The organism is Pseudomonas sp. NY15437, assembly GCF_048068435.1.
In the GTDB taxonomy this organism is placed as follows: domain Bacteria; phylum Pseudomonadota; class Gammaproteobacteria; order Pseudomonadales; family Pseudomonadaceae; genus Pseudomonas; species Pseudomonas nitroreducens_B.
On the sequence record NZ_JBLUQC010000005.1, the window covers coordinates 136,126 to 151,335 of the forward strand.

Below are 15,210 nucleotides of genomic sequence, written 5' to 3' on the forward strand. Positions count from 1 at the left end.
TGACCGCTATAAGAGCTAGAGCAAGAGCCAGGCCGATGACCGACTTCTCGACTCTGCCCAGTCTGACCGATGTCCCCCCCAGCACGGCCGGCAGCCGCTTCTTCCGACCGCCGCTGCCGCATGGCCATGTCGCCCGTTCGCGCCTATGCCAGCGCATGGCGGCCGGGCTCGAAGGACGGTTGATCCTGGTGTCCGCGCCCGCGGGCTTCGGCAAGAGCTCGCTGGCCATCGAATTCTGTCAGACCCTGGAAAGCCAGTGGCGCAGCCTGTGGCTGGGCCTCAGCGCCCGCGACAGCGACCCCGGGCGTTTCCTCGAACGCCTGCTCGAAGGCCTGCGCCTGCATTTCCCCACCCTGGGCGAAGAGGCCCTGGCCCTGCTGAAAATGCGCCAGCGCCATCAGCCCTTCGCCTTCGAAGCCTGGCTCGACGACCTGCTCGATGAACTGGTGGACAGCCTGTCCGTCGACCGCCCGCTGCTGCTGGTGCTGGATGACTACCACCTGGCCCAGGGCGCGGTGCTCGACCGCTGCCTGCAGTTCCTCCTCAACCACCAGCCCGCCGGCCTGGTGGTGCTGGTCACCAGCCGCCAGCGGCCGGACTGGCACCTGGCGCGCCTGCGCCTGTCGCGGCAGCTGCTGGAGTTCAGCGAACAGGACCTGCGCCTGACCGTCGAGGAAACCGCGCAACTCGTTTCGGCCAACGGCGCACAACTGGACGACAACGCCCTGGACAACCTGGTCGAGCGCAGCGAAGGCTGGATCGCCGGGCTGCGCCTGTGGCTGCTGGCCCATGGCGACGAACTGGCGGCGAACGTGCCGGATCTGTCCGTGCATGGTGCCGAGGAGCTGATCCGCGACTATCTGCTGGAAGAGGTGATCGACAAGCAGTCGCCGGAGGTCCAGGTGTTCCTGGCCCAGACCGCGCGCTTCGAACGCTTCTCCGCCGAACTCTGCGATGCGCTGCGCGATGCCCACGACAGCGCGGCCATTCTGCGCCACCTGCAGCAGCACCAGGTGTTCCTGGTGCCGCTGGACGAGCAGGGCCAGTGGTTCCGTTATCACCATCTGTTCTCCGACCTGCTGCTGGCGCGGCCGCTGCCCGGCTCCGGGCCTTCGGCGGCGGCTCTGCACCTGCGCGCGTGCCGCTGGTTCAGCGCCCAGGGGCTGTTCGACGATGCGGTGGAGCAAGCCCTGCGCGCGGGCCACCCGGAAGTGGCGGCGAGCCTGGTGCAGAGCCTTTCCGAGGAACAACTGCTGGCCGAGCAGAACGTCGCCACGCTGCTGCGCTGGAAGATGGACCTGCCCGACAGCCTGCTGGCCAGCACGCCGCGCCTGATCGTGCTGTACAGCTGGGCGCTGGCACTGGCCTGCCAGCTGGACGCCGCCGAAGAGCTGGGGGCGCAGTTGTCGCGCTTCCTGCCCGCCGCTGACATCGCCACCCAGCGTGACCTGCTGGCGCAATGGCAGGCGCTGGCGGGGGTGATCGCCCGCGGTCGTGGCGAGATCGAGGCGGCCGAGCGGCACTGCGAAGAAGCCATGCACGGCCTCGGCCCGGAGCGTTTCGGGCCGCGCCTGCTGTGCCTGTCGACCCTGAGTAACCTGGCCATCGTGCGCGATGACCTGTGGCGTGCGCGCGGGCTGAATCGCGAGGCCCTGGAACTGGCGCAGCGCTTTGGCAATCCGCTGTTCGAAGCCATGGTGCATTACGACCGTGCCCGTGTACTGCAGGCGCGCGGCGAAGTGCTGCGCGCCGAGGAAGAGGTGCGCCAGGGCCTGGCGCGGCTGTCCGGTCTGTCGTCCCAGCGGCGCTACGCGGTGCGCGGTCGGCTGATGCTTTACCAGGGCTACCTGCGCAGCCTGGCCCTGCAGCCGGATGAGGCGCGCAAGTGCCTGAAGGCGGGCATCGAGGAAGCCCGCGCCTGCCGCGATATCAGCCTGGTAATCGGTTTTTGCGTGCTGGCCAGCCTGGAAGGGCGGCTGGGCAACTACACCCGCGCCTTCGCCCACCTCGCCGAGGTGGAGCGGATGATGCACGTCTGGGACGTGCCGCCGGTCTACTACCTGTCGGCGATCACCCTGATCAAATGCGAACTCTGGCTGGGCCAGGGCCAGGTCGAACTGGCCACCGCCTGGCTGGAGCGTCTGCGCGACACCTACACCGGCGACCAGCCGGCAACCCCGCCGGAATGTTCGCCGCAGCTGCCGCGCAACGTGGAAATGCTCCAGGCCCAGCTGGAGCGCCATGAAGGCCGCCTGCAGGATGCCGAAGCGCGCCTGCGCGCCGTGGCCAGCGGTGCCCTGCAGGGCGGCGCGCAATTGCAGGCGCGCTTCGCCCAGGGCCAACTGGTGGCTTTGCTGCTGCAGGATGGCCGCGAGCGCGAAGCCTCGTTCGAGTTGGGCGAGTGCCTCAATGGGCTGGCCGTCGGCCTGCTGATCCCGCTGCATGAAGTGCTGCTGCAGCATCCGGAATGGCTGCGCGAGCAACTGGCGGTGCGGGCTCCCTCACCGGCCATCGAGGCCCTGCGCGAACGCTTGCCCGCCCTGCCGGAGCGCGGCGCAGTGCTCGCCGACTGCCTGAGCGGGCGTGAGCTGGCGGTGCTGGAGCTGATCGCCCAGGGCTGCTCCAACCAGGAGATCAGCGAGCGCCTGTTCATCTCCCTGCACACCGTGAAGAGTCACGCCCGCCACATCAACGACAAGCTCGGCGTCGAACGCCGCACCCAGGCGGTGGCGCGGGCGAAGGAGATGGGGCTGTTGCGGTAGGGGCGGCTGTCTTCTGAAAGTCCGTGCCTGTGTTTCCCTCTCCCTAACCCTCTCCCTGAAGGGAGAGGGGACTGGATCGGTGCCGGTTGAAGCTGCGGCGTCAGCCGACTCGGATTGCTCCCTCTCCGTTCGGAGCGGGGCGCGTAGCCAGGGCTGGGGCGGAGTGGCGGTGCCAACTGTAGGAGCGGGCCATGCCCGCGACAGCGCCCGGAGGGCGCTCCTGCGATTGAGTTCTACACATCAGCGTCCACCGGTAACGGCCAAATCCGCCGCGCAGGATTTCGCGGGCATGGCCCGCTCCTACAAACCCGGAGCGGAGCACACAGGCACGGGCTGTCAGAAGAGGACGGTTGCTCCGACAGATCACGGGTACCGCTCCGGTTCACATTCCCGTCTTCTTCTCCGCCTCCGGCGGTGCACTCAGGTCCAGCCCCTTGGGCACCGGCTGCCCCTTGGCCGGAGCGGCCAACTGCTTTTGCACATCCGCCTGGATCGCCTGCAGCACTGGCAGCAGGTCGCGCATGTTCTCGCGCACTTCCGGATAGGCGTGCTTCTGCGCCAGCTCATCCACGCGCATCAGCAGTTGCACGCGCACCTCGGGCGGCAGGTGGATGAAGAGTTCCGGCAACTGCTTGGCCAGTTCCGCGCTGTACAGCACCAGGTCCTGGCGGTCGAACTGCGCGGTCAGGCCGAGGTAGTCCAGCGCGCTGCTGGTCAGCATCGAGGCGGCGGCCTTGGCTTCCTGCATGCCCTGCAGGCGCACCGGGTTGCGCTGTTCGCTCTGCGCCAGGGTCATCCAGAACTCCACCGTCAGGTTGAACAGGATCGCCTGTTCGCGCAGCGAGTAGCTCATCAGCCCCAGCGCCTCGGCGCCATAGGGCTGCTTGGCGGCGCGGAAGTTGAAGTACAGGCGCATCAGCTCCTTGAGCTTGAACAGCACCTCGCGCGCCTCGTTCTGCCGCAGCTCCAGTGGCGCGTAGATGTTCAACTGCGGGCGGAAGTTCTCCTCGCTGACCATGCGCTGGTAGATCGGCCCGGTGAACTCGCCGCTGCGCCGGGGCAGGCCGTTGGCCTGGGTTTCGTCGATCTTCTTCAGCGCATCGATCAGCACCTGGTAGTCGGCGCTGGTCCAGGGGCGCTGGATATCGGGAATCTTCTGGCCCAGGTAATACAGGTCGGCGGACAGGGCAGGGCGGCACAGGAGTAGCAACAGCACGGCCAGCGGCCACAGCGAACGGCGAGTGAGGATCGGCACGAACGGGCTTTCCTTGCGCGGGGGCGGGTCGGGCTAGGTTAGCGGGGCACGCAGCCTGCGTCATCCCGTTGCGGGCCTCGACACTACCTAGGTTGGGCGCGGTGCCGCAGGCGCTGTGGTGTGATGGCGCTTCAGAACAACAAGCACGGGAGTCACTCGTCCATGACCGCCACATTGTCTGTGCAACCGCCGCTGGCCGAGGGCCTGGCCCGCTACGGCTTCGGCGCCCTGCCGCTGGCCGCCCTGAAGGCCCGCTACGCCTCGCCCGAGTCCGGTTCGAAGTTCATCACCGTCGACGGTTTCGACATCCACTACCGCGACGAAGGCAGCCCGGACAAGCCGGTGCTGGTGATGGTCCACGGCGTCATGGCCTCGCTGCACACCTGGGACGGCTGGGTCGCCGAGTTGTCTTCGCACTTCCGCATCATCCGCCTCGACGTGCCGGGCTTCGGCCTCACCGGCGGCGGCCAGGACCGCGAGTACGACGGCGAGCGCCTGGTGAAGGTGTTCGGCCTGTTCCTCGACCGCCTGGACCTCAAGCAGGTCTCCATCGCCGGCAATTCCCTGGGCGGCTACATCGCCTGGAACTATGCGCTGGCCAACGCCCACCGCGTCGAACGGCTGATCCTCATCGACCCGGCCGGCTACTACATGCAGAAGGTCCCGCTGATGATCGCCAGCGCGGTGCTGCCCGGCGCCGGCATCATGATGCCGATGTGGATGCCACGCGCCCTGGTGGCCCAGGGCATCAAGGAAGTCTACGGCGATGCGCGCAAGATCAAGCCGGGGGTGATCGACCGCTACTACGACATCAGTCGCCGTCCGGGCAACCGCCGCGCGATGATCGATATCTTCCGCGTGCTGGTGAAGGCCAACCGCGAGGAACTGCCCACCACGCCCAACCGCGTGGCCGGCTTGAAGGTGCCGACCCTGCTGATGTGGGGCGAGCGAGACCGCTGGATCTCGCCGCGCCACGTGCCGATGTGGCAGCGCGACGTGCCGGGCATCGAGGTGAAGGTCTACCCCGGCGTCGGGCATATCCCGATGGAGGAAATCCCCGAGGAATCGGCGGCGGATGCGCTGCGCTTCCTGCATGCCTGAGTGTTGATCTCGTGATGAAACAGCCCGGCCATGTGCCGGGCTTTTCGTTGCGCCGAGTTGCTCTGGGTAGGAGCGAGCTTGCTCGTGAACCGCCGGAGGTATGGGGTTTCAACCAGAGAGCTTCGCGAGCAAGCTCGCTCCTACAAAAGCCATGCAGAGCCGGGGCATCCCTGCTTGGGAGACGCCGATCGAGGATGAATCCGCTCCTACGCTGGGCCAGGCGACGGGGCCAACGTGTAGGAGCGGGCCATGCCCGCGATCGCGCGCATGGCGCGCTCCTACAAGGGCGCCCCCGAGAAGCCGCGATGCCCGATGCGTAGGAGCGGACCTTGTCCGCGAATCCCGCCGGCAGCTCGGTGTACCCGCTGGGCGCGGTTATCGCGCAGAAGCCCCGCTCCTACGAAAACCCAAACGCCTCCACGCACCAGCAGAAACGACACCGCCCCGACAGAGCGGGGCGGTGTTCGTAAAGCGCTGAGGGATCAGCCCGCGTGCGCCAGCGGCTGCGGATCGTATTCCTTGCGCACCTCGTAGAGCACATCGAGGTTGTTGTGCTGCCACGGATGGAAGTCGGAGCGGAAGAAGTCCAGGTACTCCCGCAGCAGCGGGCGGAATATGCCGTGCTTGCCCCAGGTCCATTTGATGCCGTCGCGCCAGACGCGCCAGTTCCACAGCAGGCCGTCCACCTTGAGCATGTGCACCAGGCCGCGGAAGGTATCCAGCACGAAGAAGAAGGTCGCCATGCGCATCGCCCGACGCAGCAGCGTGCGGCTGCCGCAGACCTGGTTGTAGACGTCGAAGGCCACCGCCTTGTGCTCGGTCTCTTCCAGCGCGTGCCAGCGCCACAGGCGTTGCATCACCGGGTCGGCGCCTTCCATGGTGCGCGGGTCGGTCAGCAGCCCGTTGGCCATGATCGCGGTGATGTGCTCCAGCGCGGCGGTCGCCGCCAGTTGGCGCTTGGCCGGGAACTTCTTCTGGGTGAAACGGATGCGCGCCTGGGCACGCTTCTCGATGGCGGTGACGTCGTAGCCCAGGTCGCGCAGGCGCTGGCTGTAGGTCAGGTGCTCGCGGCTGTGGTGGCCTTCCTGGCCGATGAAGCCGCGGATCTGCTCCTTGAGCACCGGGTCGCTGATCTGGTCGCGGAACTGCCGCACCGAGTCGATGAAGAAACGCTCGCCGTCGGGGAACAGCACCGACATGGCGTCGAACAGATGGGACTTGAAGGCGTCTCCACTATGCCAGTGACGCGGCAGCGGATCGGGCAGATCGAAGTCCATGTGCCGGGGCTTGATCTCCAGTCCTGCGGGGGTAGTGCTGGCCATGGCGGCTCCAGTGTTGTGGTTATCCATGGTCAGTACTCTGGGCTTGTAGGGAAAGCGTCACAAGGTTATTGTCTGCCAACTTTCCGGTCATATCCGGCCAGTGGTCAACCATAAGAAGAACGATGAAACAACCGCTCAATTTCACCGCCGAACTGGTGCCCGTCGCCTATGCGCAGGCGCTTCTGGACCTCGCCGAGGAACTGGGCGTGCCGCGCACGCGCCTGTTCGAACTGGCCCGCGTGCGCCCCGAGGTGCTGCAGAGCCCCAACGGGCGCCTGTCCTTCATCGACTTCAACCTGCTCGCCGGCGCCGCCCTGGCGCACTGCAACGAGCCGGCCTTCGGCCTGCTGCTGGGGCAGCGGCTGAACGTGTCCACCCACGGCATCCTCGGCTACGCAGTGCTGTCGAGCGCCAACCTCGAACGCGCCATCGCCTTCGCCCTGAAGTACTACCGCGTGCTTGGCCTGGCCTACGACCTGGAGATGGTGGAGGACGGCGGCGTGTCCTACCTGCGCGCCAGCGAGTCGATCCCCCTCGGGCCCATGGGCCGCTTCGCCGCCGAGGGCCTGATGACCAGCCTGCACACCATCGCCCGCTTCCTGGTGGGCGAGCCGCTGCAGGGCGTCAGCGTGGGCTTCGCCCATGCCAGGCCCGCCTATGTCGAGCGTTACGTCGAGGTGTTCGGCGCCGAGGTGTCGTTCGACCAGCCGTTCCACTTCATCGGCCTGCCCAGCGAGTATCTGGCGCGGCCCATGGCGCTGGCCAACCCGGCCACGGTGCAGATGTGCGAGCAGCAGTGCGAGGCGCTGCTGGCCACGCTGGACGTCCAGGAAGGCCTGCTGACCCGCATCCGCCGCCTGCTGCTGGCGCGCCCCGGCGAGTTCCCGGACCTGGAGAGCGTCGCCGCCGACCTGCACACCAGCGGCCGCAGCCTGCGTCGACATCTTTCGAACCTGGGCACCACCTACCAGGAGGTGCTCGACGACGTGCGCAAGCGCCTGGCCCTGCAATACCTCACCACGACGCACCTGCCGCTCTACGAAATCGCCCTGCTGCTGGGCTTCAACGACCCGTCGAACTTCCGCCGGGCGTTCCGCAAGTGGACCGGCAAGCTGCCCACGGACTATCGCCAGGGCGATTGAGCCGACGGCCCATCGACTCGCCAGGGCAGGGGGAATCGGCGAAAATGCCGGCCGCGTATTCCCAACCGAGCGAGTCTTCGATGAGCGCACAGCCTGCCCTGATCCGCGAAACCTTCCCTGTCGGCCCGTTGCAGTGCAACTGCACGATCATCGGCGATCCGCTGACGAAGAAGGCCATCGTCGTCGATCCGGGCGGTGACCCCGAACTGATCCTGCAGCGCCTCGACGCGCTGGGGCTCAAGGTGGTCAGCATCATCCACACCCATGCGCACCTGGATCACTTCCTCGCCTCCGGGCAGATGAAGGAGAAGACCGGTGCCACCCTGCACCTGCACAAGGACGACCAGTTCCTCTGGGACAACCTGGAAATGCAGTGCCGCATGTTCGGCGTGCCCTACACGCCGGTGCCGTCGCCGGACCAGTGGCTGGCCGATGACGAGGAACTGGCCTGCGGCTGCGGCGTGGCGCTGCACACGCCGGGGCATACGCCCGGCTCGATGAGCTTCTGGTTCCCCCAGGCAAAACTGCTGATCGCCGGTGACACCCTGTTCCGCCGCAGCATCGGCCGCACGGACCTGTGGGGTGGCGATTACGCCACGATCGAGCGCTCGATTCGCCATCGCCTCTATTCGCTGGACGAAGAGGCGACCGTGGTCACGGGTCACGGCCCGGATACCAACCTGGGCGATGAGATGCGCGAGAATCCCTTCATCCGTGCTTAAGGTTGCTACGGAATTATTTGCACGACCTAAGCTCTAATCAGCCGCCCACTAATGGGTGTTGCGCTATTTCGAGGAGTCATCCGACATGTTCACCGCACGTAGTCTGTCCATGGTTGCGGCTGCGACCGCCCTTGCCCTCATGGCCGGTTGCGCTTCCCAGAACCCCTATGACCCCAACACCCAGGCCCCGCCGGCCGAAGGCGGCATGAGCAAGACCGCCAAGTACGGTGCACTGGGTGCGCTGGCCGGCGCCGTCGCCGGTGCCGCGATCAACCACGACAACCGTGGCAAGGGCGCGATGATCGGCGCCGCCGCCATCGGTGCCGCCGCCGCCGGCTACGGCTACTACGCCGACAAGCAGGAAGCCAAGCTGCGCCAGCAGATGCAGGGCACCGGTGTGCAGGTCGAACGCCAGGGCGATGACATCAAGCTGATCATGCCGGGCAACATCACCTTCGCCACCGATTCGGCGAACATCGCGCCGTCCTTCTACACCCCGCTGAACAACCTGGCCAACTCCTTTAAGGAGTTCAACCAGAACAGCATCGAGATCGTCGGCTACACCGACAGCACCGGCAGCCGCCAGCACAACATGGACCTGTCCCAGCGTCGTGCGCAGTCGGTGGCCGGCTACCTGACCTCCCAGGGTGTCGATCCGTCCCGTGTCAGCACCCGCGGCATGGGCCCGGACCAGCCGATCGCCTCCAACGCCGACGCCAACGGCCGCGCGCAGAACCGCCGCGTGGAAGTGAACCTGAAGGCCCTGCCGAACGCGCAGACCCAGCAGTACCAGCAGTAAGCGCCGCCCATGAAAACACCCGCCGATTGGCGGGCTTTTTCGTTGCCGCAGAGATCAGGACGTGACTTGTAGGAGCGGGCCATGCCCGCGATCGATTTCCGGCGCGATGCGGGGCCCATCGCGGACGGAGTCCGCTCCTACAGAAGCCGGTCAGGCTCTGGCAGGGAATTCGTGGTGCAACTGCGCCAGCAACTGGTCCTTGCGCTCCCACAGCTGGTTCACCCACAGCTGGAACTCGGCGCGGTAGCCCTCGTCCTGGTCGTAGCTCTTGCCGACGAACTGGCGGGGGATTTCCATTTCCTCGAAACGCACCACCACCGAGCGCAGGCGGCCGGACAGCAGGCACCAGAAGGTCGGGCGGCCATCGGGGTAGTGGATGGTCACGTTCACCAGGGTGCGCAGTTGTTCGCCCATGGCGTCGAGGACGAAGGCGATGCCGCCGGCCTTGGGCTTGAGCAGGTGGCGGAACGGCGAGTTCTGCTCGTCATGCTTGGCCTGGGTGAAGCGGGTGCCTTCGAGGAAGTTGAAGATCGCCACCGGAATGCGGCTGAACTTGGCGCACGCCTTGCGGGTGGTTTCCAGGTCCTTGCCTTTCTTTTCCGGGTGCTTGGCCAGGTACGCCTTGGTGTAGCGCTTCATGAACGGGAAATCGAGCGCCCACCAGCACAGGCCGATCACCGGAACCCAGATCAGCTCCTGCTTGAGGAAGAAGCGCAGCAGCGGAATGCGGCGGTTGAGCTGGTACTGCAGGACGAGAATGTCCACCCAGCTCTGGTGGTTGCTGGTCACCAGGTACGAATGGTCGTACTCCAGGCCTTGCAGGCCCTGCACGTCCCAGCCGGTGCGGCGGACCAGGTTCATCCAGCCCTTGTTGCAGGCGATCCAGCCTTCGGCGATCAGGCTCATGATCTTGCTGCACACCTGTTGCGCGGCGGCGAAGGGCAGCAGCAGCTTGACGATCGACATGGACAGCAGCGGAATGCACCAGCACAGCGTGCTCACCACCAGAAGCAGGGTCGCGAGGATGCCGCGCAGGGTGTGCGGAAGGAAACTCAACATCGAGGAATGGTCCTTGTACGTAGGCGCCCGGCCAGCCGGGCGCGTGATGCGTTCGTGGGCACATCCCTCGTGCCGCGGTTGTCAGCCGTCCTTGTCGCTGTCCGCCTGGATCGCGGTGAGTGCGATGGTGTAGACGATGTCGTCCACCAGCGCCCCGCGGGACAGGTCGTTCACCGGTTTGCGCAGGCCCTGCAGCATCGGCCCGATGCTGACGCAGTCGGCGCTGCGCTGGACCGCCTTGTAGGTGGTGTTCCCGGTGTTCAGGTCGGGGAACACGAACACGTTGGCGCGTCCGGCCACCGGGCTGTCGGGCGCCTTCTGGCGGCCCACGCTGGCGATGGCGGCGGCATCATACTGCAAGGGGCCGTCGATCAACAGATCGGGGCGTTTTTCCCGCGCGATGCGCGTAGCTTCGCGGACTTTCTCGACATCTGCGCCGGTTCCCGAGTCGCCGGTGGAGTAGCTGATCATCGCCACCCGCGGGGTGATGCCAAAGGCCTGCGCCGAGGCCGCACTCTGCAGCGCGATCTCCGCCAGGTCACTGGCCGAAGGATCGGGATTCACCGCGCAGTCGCCATACACCACCACCTGGTCGGGCAGCAGCATGAAGAACACCGAGGACACCAGGTTGTAGCCCGGCGCCGTCTTGATCAGTTGCAGGGCGGGGCGGATGGTGTTGGCGGTGGTGTGGATGGCGCCGGACACCAGGCCGTCCACTTCGTCGAGGGCGAGCATCATGGTGCCCAGCACGACGTTGTCTTCCAGTTGCTGCTCGGCCATCGGCGCGTTCAGGCTCTTGCCCTTGCGCAGCTCGACCATGGGTTCGACGTAGCGGCTGCGCACCAGGTCCGGGTCGACCACTTCCAGGTCCTCGGGCAGCACGATGCCCAGCATCTGCGCCACCGCCTGTACGTCGTCGGGCTTGGCCAGCAATACGCAGCGGGCGATGCCGCGGGCGTGGCAGATGGCGGCGGCCTGCACGGTGCGCGGCTCGCTGCCCTCGGGCAGGACGATGCGCTTGCCGGCGCGGTTGGCGCGCTGGGTCAGCTGGTAGCGGAACACCGGGGGCGACAGGCGCAGTTCGTGGGGCGCGCCGCAGCGGTCCTTGAGCCATTCGAAGTCGATGTGCTCGGCGACGAACTCGGTCACGCGCTCGGCGCGTTCGCGGTCGTCCACCGGGATTTCCTTGTTCATCCGCGACAGGTCGCCGGCGGTGTCGAACGAGCCGGTCTTCACCGTCAGCACCGGCAGGCCGCTCTGCAGCGCGCTGCGGCACAGTTCGAGGATGCGCGCGTCCGGCGTCAGGCCCGAGCACAGCAGCAGGCCGGCCAGCGGCACGCCATTCATGGCGGCCAGGCAGGCGGCGAGGATGATGTCGTCGCGGTCGCCCGGCACCACCACCAGCACGCCCGGCTTGAGCAGGTGCACGGTGTTGGGCGCCGAGGGCGCGCAGAGGATGATCTTCTGCACGCGGCGTTGTTCGTAATCGCCGGCGTTCAGCACGCTGGCGTCCAGCAGGTCGGCCACGTCGCGGGTACGCGGGGCGTTCATCTCGTCCTGCCAGGGGATGCAGCCGAGCAGGCGCACGTCGCCGTCGCGCAGCAGCGGCGAGTGTTCCTTCAGGCGCTCGCCGAACAGCCGCGCGGCTTCCTCGGCGTCACGCGGCATGTCCTCGCGCTCGCCGCCACGCACTTTGTTCACGATCAGGCCGGCCAGGTGCGGGTCGCGCGGGCCGCCGAACAGCTGGGCGAGGATCTCGATGCGGTCGGACAGCTCGCCCACCGTCTCGTTGTCCGGTGCGGAGACGAGGATCACCTCGGCGTCCACGCTGCGCGCCAGGTGCGCGTTGATGCGCGCGGCGTAGCTGGCGTGCTTGGTCGGCACCATGCCCTCGACGATCATCACGTCCTTGTCCACGGCGGCGCGGTTGTACATGCCGACGATGTCTTCGAGCAGTTCGTCGAGCAGGCCATCGCCGAGCATGCGCTCGACCTTGGCCAGTGACAGCGGGGTGGGCGCGTTGAGTCCGTGGGTGCGCGCGACCAGTTCGCTGGAGCGCTCCGGGCCATCGTCGCCGGCATGCGGCTGGGCGATGGGCTTGAAGAAGCCGACCTTCAGGCCGGCGCGTTGCAGGGCGCGGATCAGGCCCAGGCTGGTGGACGTCAGGCCGACACCGAAACCGGTCGGCGCGAGGAAGAAGGTGTGCATCCGGGCTCCTTAAGCCGTGCGGGAGGGGCGCTGCCCTTGTGGGGTAGCGCCCTTGATCAGGTTCGATGAATCTTCAGTCGAGCACGGCCAGGGTGTCGAGTGCGATCTGCTTTTCCTCGTTGGTGGGGATCACCAGCACGCGGGGGTGGCCCGCCAGGTGGATCGGCCCGCCGACGCCGCGCACGCAGCGGGCGTTGGCTTCGCCATCGAGTTCGAGGTTGAGCACATGCAGGTGCTTGACCGTGAGGTTGCGCACCAGCGCCGAGTTCTCGCCGATGCCGCCGGTGAAGATGATGCCGTCCAGCCGTGGCAGTGCACAGGTCAGCGAGGCCAGGGACTTGGCCAGTCGGTAACAGAATACTTCGATGGCCAGCGCGGCATTGGCGTGGCCCTGTTCGCGGGCGTTCTCCAGGGTGCGCATGTCGTTGGACAGGCCGGACAGGCCGAGCAGGCCGCTGTCGTGGTTGAGCATGTGGTCGATCTTTTCCAGGCTCCAGCCCAGGGTGCGAGCCAGGTGGCTGTGCAGGTTCGGGTCGACGTCGCCGGAGCGGGTACCCATCATCAGGCCTTCCAGCGGGGTCAGGCCCATGCTGGTGTCGCGGCTCTGGCCGTTGGCGATGGCGCAGGTGGAGCTGCCGTTGCCCAGGTGCGCGGACAGCCAGTAGCTGTCGCCCACCGCCAGCCCGCTCATCTCGGCTGCCTTGTGGCTGACGTAGCGGTGGCTGGTGCCGTGGAAGCCGTAGCGGCGCACGTGCTGTTCGCGGTACAGCGGCTCGGGGATGGCGTAGCGGTAGGCGCGCTCGGGCAGGCTCTGGTGGAAGGCGGTGTCGAACACGGCGATGTGCGGCAGGTCCGGGTAGAGCGCCATGGCGGCGTCGATGCCCACCAGGTTGGCCGGGTTGTGCAGCGGCGCCAGGGGCGAGGTCTCGCGGATGGCGTTGAGTACTTCGTCGGTCAGGCGCGAGGCCTGGGTGAAGCGCTCGCCGCCGTGCACCACGCGGTGGCCGATGGCGTGCAGTTCGCCCTGGGCGGCCTGGGCCACCAGCGGCAGCAGGCGGGCGAGGGCGGCCTTGTGGTCGGCGCCGGGCAGCTCCAGGGTCTGCGGCTGTTCGTCGGTCTCGCCCTGCCAGCGCAGGCTGGCGCCGTTGGCGCCGAGGCGTTCGGCCAGGCCGTGGAGAATGAAATCGTCGCGTCCTTCTCGAACCAGAGCGAACTTGATCGACGAACTGCCGCAGTTGATCACCAGGATGTTGCGAGCCGGCATGCCTACTCCTTGTTGCTGTCGGAATCCTTGGCGCACCAGCCGCAGGGGAACTCGCGGCCGATCTGCGCCGTGCGCTGCTGCGGGTCCAGCACCCAGGGCCGCGACTGCCAGGGCGGCTGATGGCGCAGGTGCTGGGTGTGGCCGCAGGACAAGACTGCCACCCAGTGGCCGTCCTCGTCCTGATGAAAGTCAAGCAGGCGCGGCGGGCCCGCGTTATCCCGTCCGTCCGTCTTCGGGTCGCATTCGGGGGCGTCGCCGCGTAAACTTAGGCGCTCAACTTCTATATCGGATAGGTTTCGAACCATGCAGATCGCGGCCAACAAGGCGGTTTCCATCGACTATACCCTGACCAACGACGCAGGTGAGGTCATCGACAGCTCCGCCGGCGGCGCTCCGCTGGTCTACCTGCACGGTGCCCACAACATCATCGGCGGCCTGGAAAAGGCCCTGGAAGGCAAGCAGGTCGGCGACCAGCTGGACGTGACCGTCGAGCCGGCCGACGCCTATGGCGAATACAGCGCCGAGCTGGTCGCCACCCTGACCCGCGAGATGTTCGAAGGCGTGGACGAGCTGGAAGTCGGCATGCAGTTCCATGCCTCCGCTCCGGACGGCGGCATGCAGATCGTCACCATCCGTGACATCGACGGCGACGACGTGACCGTCGACGGCAACCACCCGCTGGCCGGCCAGCGCCTGAACTTCAAGGTGAAAGTGGTCGACATTCGCGACGCTTCCGCCGAAGAAGTCGCCCATGGCCACATCCATGGCGAAGGTGGTCATCACCACTGATCGCTGTCACCGGTCGCCCATCGACCGGGTGAAGCCATCAGGGAGCTGCTAAGCTCAATCGGGAAAGGCGCCTTCGGGCGCCTTTCTCTTGCAAGTCGCTGTTATTGCAATGAATGCCAGGGCATTTTTCCCGCATCGACTGGGATTGCGCAGCACGACGGACGCGTTGTCCGCTCCCTGCGCGGGCACGGTGTGCCTACTTCTTCAAGGAGCAAGCAATGAGCGCTTTTCACGATCTGACGCTGCATGGTCTCGACGGCCAGGATCTGCCGCTGGCCCCGCTCAAGGGCAAGGTCGTGCTGGTGGTCAACGTCGCCTCGAAATGCGGCCTGACCCCGCAGTACGCCGGTCTGGAGAAGCTCTACCAGCAGTACAAGGATCAGGGGTTCGTGGTACTGGGCCTGCCGTGCAACCAGTTCGCCGGGCAGGAGCCGGGCAGCGAAGCCGAGATCCAGTCGTTCTGCGCGCTGAACTACGGGGTCAGCTTCCCGATGTCGGCCAAGCTCGAGGTCAACGGCTCCGAGCGCCATCCGCTGTACCGCCTGCTGGCGGGCGAGGGCGCCGAGTTCCCCGGCGACATCACCTGGAACTTCGAGAAGTTCCTCCTCGGCCCGGACGGCCGCGTGCTGGCGCGCTTCAGCCCGCGCACCACGCCGGATGATCCGGCGCTGGTGCACGCCATCGAGAAGGCGCTGGGCGCCGCCTGACCTCGCCGGCGGGAGAGGGCGCTTGCGCCAATCCCGCCGGCATTTTTACCCTGCGTCTTGTTCCTCGCCCGTCGGGGCGG

General features: G+C 66.9%; 13 protein-coding genes. 7 read left to right on the plus strand and 6 right to left on the minus strand.

Annotated elements, in window-relative coordinates:
* Positions 1 to 35: 35 nt before the first annotated feature.
* A complete protein-coding gene (locus ACNFIA_RS13900; protein ID WP_416785674.1) occupies positions 36 to 2,762 on the plus strand; it encodes a LuxR C-terminal-related transcriptional regulator in 2,727 nt (908 codons plus the stop codon).
* Positions 2,763 to 3,144: 382 nt separating this feature from the next.
* Here ACNFIA_RS13900 and ACNFIA_RS13905 read toward each other — a convergent pair whose 3' ends face one another.
* Complete coding sequence (locus ACNFIA_RS13905; protein WP_416785676.1) at positions 3,145 to 4,017, minus strand: hypothetical protein; 873 nt, start codon at positions 4,015 to 4,017, stop codon at positions 3,145 to 3,147.
* 162 nt (positions 4,018 to 4,179) lie between these two features.
* Here ACNFIA_RS13905 and ACNFIA_RS13910 point away from each other — a divergent pair, with 162 nt between their 5' ends.
* A complete protein-coding gene (locus tag ACNFIA_RS13910) occupies positions 4,180 to 5,118 on the plus strand; it encodes an alpha/beta fold hydrolase (RefSeq protein WP_259757216.1) in 939 nt (312 codons plus the stop codon).
* A 482-nt stretch (positions 5,119 to 5,600) separates the two neighbouring features.
* Here ACNFIA_RS13910 and ACNFIA_RS13915 read toward each other — a convergent pair whose 3' ends face one another.
* Complete coding sequence (locus ACNFIA_RS13915) at positions 5,601 to 6,440, minus strand: metal-dependent hydrolase (protein ID WP_259757215.1); 840 nt, start codon at positions 6,438 to 6,440, stop codon at positions 5,601 to 5,603.
* 122 nt (positions 6,441 to 6,562) lie between these two features.
* Here ACNFIA_RS13915 and ACNFIA_RS13920 point away from each other — a divergent pair, with 122 nt between their 5' ends.
* From ACNFIA_RS13920 to ACNFIA_RS13930, 3 genes are all read left to right on the plus strand, one after another.
* A complete protein-coding gene (locus ACNFIA_RS13920; protein ID WP_416785680.1) occupies positions 6,563 to 7,582 on the plus strand; it encodes an AraC family transcriptional regulator in 1,020 nt (339 codons plus the stop codon).
* Positions 7,583 to 7,662: 80 nt separating this feature from the next.
* On the plus strand, positions 7,663 to 8,304 hold the full coding sequence (locus ACNFIA_RS13925) for an MBL fold metallo-hydrolase (protein WP_416785683.1): 642 nt from the start codon (positions 7,663 to 7,665) through the stop codon (positions 8,302 to 8,304).
* Positions 8,305 to 8,389: 85 nt separating this feature from the next.
* On the plus strand, positions 8,390 to 9,103 hold the full coding sequence (locus tag ACNFIA_RS13930) for an OmpA family protein (RefSeq protein WP_259757212.1): 714 nt from the start codon (positions 8,390 to 8,392) through the stop codon (positions 9,101 to 9,103).
* A 150-nt stretch (positions 9,104 to 9,253) separates the two neighbouring features.
* On the opposite strand, the gene ACNFIA_RS13935 is transcribed toward ACNFIA_RS13930, so the two are convergent.
* From ACNFIA_RS13935 to ACNFIA_RS13950, 4 genes are all read right to left on the minus strand, one after another.
* The gene (locus ACNFIA_RS13935; RefSeq protein WP_416785685.1) at positions 9,254 to 10,162 is read right to left on the minus strand and encodes an acyltransferase; all 909 of its coding nucleotides are present in this window, start codon (positions 10,160 to 10,162) and stop codon (positions 9,254 to 9,256) included.
* An 81-nt stretch (positions 10,163 to 10,243) separates the two neighbouring features.
* Complete coding sequence (gene pta, locus ACNFIA_RS13940; RefSeq protein WP_416785688.1) at positions 10,244 to 12,370, minus strand: phosphate acetyltransferase; 2,127 nt, start codon at positions 12,368 to 12,370, stop codon at positions 10,244 to 10,246.
* Positions 12,371 to 12,443: 73 nt separating this feature from the next.
* Positions 12,444 to 13,634: an acetate kinase gene (locus ACNFIA_RS13945; protein WP_259757209.1), complete on the minus strand. Its 1,191-nt coding sequence runs from the start codon at positions 13,632 to 13,634 to the stop codon at positions 12,444 to 12,446.
* Positions 13,635 to 13,636: 2 nt separating this feature from the next.
* Entirely contained in the window at positions 13,637 to 13,969 is a 333-nt protein-coding gene (locus ACNFIA_RS13950; RefSeq protein WP_416785692.1) for a DUF3565 domain-containing protein, read from the minus strand.
* On the opposite strand from ACNFIA_RS13950, the gene ACNFIA_RS13955 reads away from it, so the two are divergent.
* Complete coding sequence (locus tag ACNFIA_RS13955) at positions 13,938 to 14,423, plus strand: FKBP-type peptidyl-prolyl cis-trans isomerase (RefSeq protein ID WP_259757207.1); 486 nt, start codon at positions 13,938 to 13,940, stop codon at positions 14,421 to 14,423. The genes ACNFIA_RS13950 and ACNFIA_RS13955 overlap by 32 nt on opposite strands.
* Before the next feature lie 218 nt (positions 14,424 to 14,641).
* Positions 14,642 to 15,130 (plus strand): glutathione peroxidase, encoded by a 489-nt coding sequence (locus tag ACNFIA_RS13960; RefSeq protein ID WP_259757206.1) that lies wholly within the window; start codon positions 14,642 to 14,644, stop codon positions 15,128 to 15,130.
* The last annotated feature ends 80 nt before the right edge of the window (positions 15,131 to 15,210 follow it).

Coding starts and splice junctions, on each gene's coding strand:
- ACNFIA_RS13900 (WP_416785674.1), top strand. CDS start 36: ATGACCGACTTCTCGACTCTGCCCAGTCTGACCGATGTCCCCCCCAGC.
- ACNFIA_RS13910 (WP_259757216.1), top strand. CDS start 4,180: ATGACCGCCACATTGTCTGTGCAACCGCCGCTGGCCGAGGGCCTGGCC.
- ACNFIA_RS13915 (WP_259757215.1), bottom strand. CDS start 6,440: ATGGCCAGCACTACCCCCGCAGGACTGGAGATCAAGCCCCGGCACATG.
- ACNFIA_RS13920 (WP_416785680.1), top strand. CDS start 6,563: ATGAAACAACCGCTCAATTTCACCGCCGAACTGGTGCCCGTCGCCTAT.
- ACNFIA_RS13925 (WP_416785683.1), top strand. CDS start 7,663: ATGAGCGCACAGCCTGCCCTGATCCGCGAAACCTTCCCTGTCGGCCCG.
- ACNFIA_RS13930 (WP_259757212.1), top strand. CDS start 8,390: ATGTTCACCGCACGTAGTCTGTCCATGGTTGCGGCTGCGACCGCCCTT.
- ACNFIA_RS13935 (WP_416785685.1), bottom strand. CDS start 10,162: ATGTTGAGTTTCCTTCCGCACACCCTGCGCGGCATCCTCGCGACCCTG.
- pta (WP_416785688.1), bottom strand. CDS start 12,370: ATGCACACCTTCTTCCTCGCGCCGACCGGTTTCGGTGTCGGCCTGACG.
- ACNFIA_RS13945 (WP_259757209.1), bottom strand. CDS start 13,634: ATGCCGGCTCGCAACATCCTGGTGATCAACTGCGGCAGTTCGTCGATC.
- ACNFIA_RS13955 (WP_259757207.1), top strand. CDS start 13,938: ATGCAGATCGCGGCCAACAAGGCGGTTTCCATCGACTATACCCTGACC.
- ACNFIA_RS13950 (WP_416785692.1), bottom strand. CDS start 13,969: ATGGAAACCGCCTTGTTGGCCGCGATCTGCATGGTTCGAAACCTATCC.
- ACNFIA_RS13960 (WP_259757206.1), top strand. CDS start 14,642: ATGAGCGCTTTTCACGATCTGACGCTGCATGGTCTCGACGGCCAGGAT.